The sequence below is a fragment of the Desulfobacter latus genome (genome assembly GCF_013389365.1).
In the GTDB taxonomy this organism is placed as follows: domain Bacteria; phylum Desulfobacterota; class Desulfobacteria; order Desulfobacterales; family Desulfobacteraceae; genus Desulfobacter; species Desulfobacter latus.
In genome coordinates, this window is the sequence record NZ_JACADJ010000147.1 from 1 (window position 1) to 2,287 (window position 2,287).

6 protein-coding genes are annotated in these 2,287 nt (G+C 41.5%); 4 read left to right on the forward strand and 2 right to left on the reverse strand.

Annotated elements, in window-relative coordinates; all coding sequences use genetic code 11:
- Together HXW94_RS18560 and HXW94_RS18565 are read left to right on the forward strand one after the other, a co-directional pair.
- Positions 1-304, forward strand: a 304-nt coding sequence (locus HXW94_RS18560) for a type II toxin-antitoxin system HicB family antitoxin (RefSeq protein WP_218576816.1), incomplete at its 5' end; no start/stop codon positions are given.
- Positions 301-480 (forward strand): type II toxin-antitoxin system HicA family toxin, encoded by a 180-nt coding sequence (locus tag HXW94_RS18565; protein ID WP_178368380.1) that lies wholly within the window; start codon positions 301-303, stop codon positions 478-480. The genes HXW94_RS18560 and HXW94_RS18565, both read left to right, overlap by 4 nt.
- A 109-nt stretch (positions 481-589) precedes the next feature.
- Here HXW94_RS18565 and HXW94_RS18570 read toward each other — a convergent pair whose 3' ends face one another.
- Positions 590-1,039, reverse strand: coding sequence for a hypothetical protein (locus HXW94_RS18570; protein WP_246294231.1), 450 nt, complete (start codon positions 1,037-1,039; stop codon positions 590-592).
- Positions 972-1,385: a hypothetical protein gene (locus tag HXW94_RS19660; RefSeq protein ID WP_246294233.1), complete on the reverse strand. Its 414-nt coding sequence runs from the start codon at positions 1,383-1,385 to the stop codon at positions 972-974. Before HXW94_RS19660 ends, HXW94_RS18570 begins: the two co-directional genes overlap by 68 nt.
- Positions 1,386-1,813: 428 nt before the next feature.
- On the opposite strand from HXW94_RS19660, the gene HXW94_RS18575 reads away from it, so the two are divergent.
- A complete protein-coding gene (locus tag HXW94_RS18575) occupies positions 1,814-2,002 on the forward strand; it encodes a hypothetical protein (RefSeq protein ID WP_178368378.1) in 189 nt (62 codons plus the stop codon).
- Between the two features lie 10 nt (positions 2,003-2,012).
- A complete protein-coding gene (locus tag HXW94_RS18580; protein ID WP_178368381.1) occupies positions 2,013-2,252 on the forward strand; it encodes a DUF1902 domain-containing protein in 240 nt (79 codons plus the stop codon).
- Positions 2,253-2,287: the final 35 nt, after the last annotated feature.

The window sequence follows — 2,287 nt, forward strand, 5'->3', positions numbered from 1 at the left end:
GATGCAGGCGGGACGCCTGCGCTCCCGGGTTAAACTATTTCGGACTCGTTCCTTAAATGAACACCCTTACAAGACAGGAGTTGATATGAAAGCAGAATTTATAGCGATCATAGAGCCTTCGCCCGAAGGCGGTTATTGGGCTATGTGCCCTGAAATCCCCGGTGCCAACGGACAGGGTGAGACAATAGAAGAGACTAAACTCAGCCTGCAACAAGCTATTGAATTAATTTTGGAAGATCGTAGAGAGGATTTCCTGCGTGGATTACCACAGGAGGTTATTCAGGATACGGTAATGGTAGGATGAAACGACGTGAATTGGAGAGAAGATTGAGAGTTGCAGGATGTTATTTGAAACGTGAAGGAAATTCTCATTCTATCTGGATTAATCCAAAGCATGGAATAATTGAAACAATCCCTCGTCATAGGGAAATCAAAGAACCTTTGGCCAGAAAAATTTTAAAAAATCTTAAAGCCGACTGATCAAATAATTATCATAGATGTCCCCCCGAATTCGGGTTATATTTTTTTTTAAACGCTGATTTCAGAACTTTATACTTCCGGTTATATGACTTTAAACCAAAAAACAGCCCTAATCTATTATAAATATTGCGATCAACACCTCTTTAAAACTCTTTGAAATAATTGGATTTTCAAAATACGACTTTGACGTAATTGATGTCCACAGCCATTTCCATCCTAATCCCGTAACAGTATAAAATGATTGGGATTTCTTTTTTTCAACGATGCCGCGAACGATCAATTTTTTCAATTCATAGCGAATTTGGGTGGAATTTCGAAAATATTGGGGTAGGACGGCTGTGAGATCGGCTGTTTTAAATCCGTAGAGTGAATACTTGGGTTTGAGCAGTTCCTCACACAGTATAAATTGCCTGTCTTTTCTCAAGTCCGGTGGTGTCACTTTTTTGTTGAGGTGATCCAATACGGGATTTGAAAAAATATCTGGCTCTCCATCACATTTTGTTGTACTGCTTGATGGCGTTTCCTCTGAACCAGTGCTTGATGCAGGCATTATTGTCATACAGTCTCCAGAAAGTCTTTGAATTTGAGCGGTAAGGCCGCTTGCTGAAAATCCTGGCAATGCTGTCGGGCAATCCGACGCGTGAAAATTTATCCAGAAGCCGTTCAAAGAGACTGGTACAAAAACGGGGAGATTTAAAAATAACATTTGAACACACTTCCACCTGAGACAGATACCAGTCATGTTTCAGGTGCTTGGAACGTGTTGAATATTTGCCTTTATCGAATTTGAAAAATCGATCCATCCAATAGTTGATTCTCCGCTGTACTATATTCCCCTGAATTTCCTGAGCCGCCTCCTGAAGTGCTTGGGGATCAGAAACATCCGTAAAAGAATTGTCTTTCATCTTGTACGAAACACCTTTTTGAAATATGAGAATTGAGTTGGTCGGTGAATATACGCATAACGCCGTTGGTACGCTTTGAAAATCCCATGGCCTTAAGAAAAACGACAATACAACCAAGATAAAAGAACTTGCGGATGTACCCTCGGACGATGACTCGATCAAAGCAGGTGTAATTGAATTTGATATTTTTTGAGAACTGATTTACAAAGGTTTTGTCCATGGGTTTTTCCTTATTTTTTAGGGTTAATCTCGCAACTTAACCTTTATAAGGATAGCCCATGACATTCAATCTTTTTTTTTAAACGCAGATTTCAGAACTTTAGTTTGGTAAATCGGCATCCTTCATTTCCCGCTTTACACTTTTCAGATGCCGACCCCCATTTTTCGGGAACCTCCATTCAAAAAGTGTAAAGTACTTTTGGGATCATATGAAGGATGCCGGTAAATCTATAAAATACAATGAGTTGACTTGGTCCGACCCCAACTATCTGACCACCCACCGCATCGAATGCCCCCTGTCCACAGAGCGCCTGACGGGAAACCAGGTCAAGCGCATGCAGGATAAACGCATCCTGGGCACCATCGGCAGAACCCTGCTGATCGCCCGCCGAACGTAAAGGAGACACAATGAACAAAAGACCTTATTTCATAAGAGCAGAATGGGATGAAGAGACAAATGTATTTGTTGCAAGCAGTGATGATGTCCCGGGCCTTGCAACTGAAGGAGAAACATTGGAAGGGTTGATTGAGAAGTTAAAAATAATGATTCCCGAACTGCTTGAGGCCAATGGTGTGGATGTTGGACTGGAAACCTCTTTTGAGGTCTTTACCCGGCGGTTTGAGATTGCACAGCGGGCAGCAGTTTGATGGGGGATTATACCAAAGATCTTAAAAAATTTCTG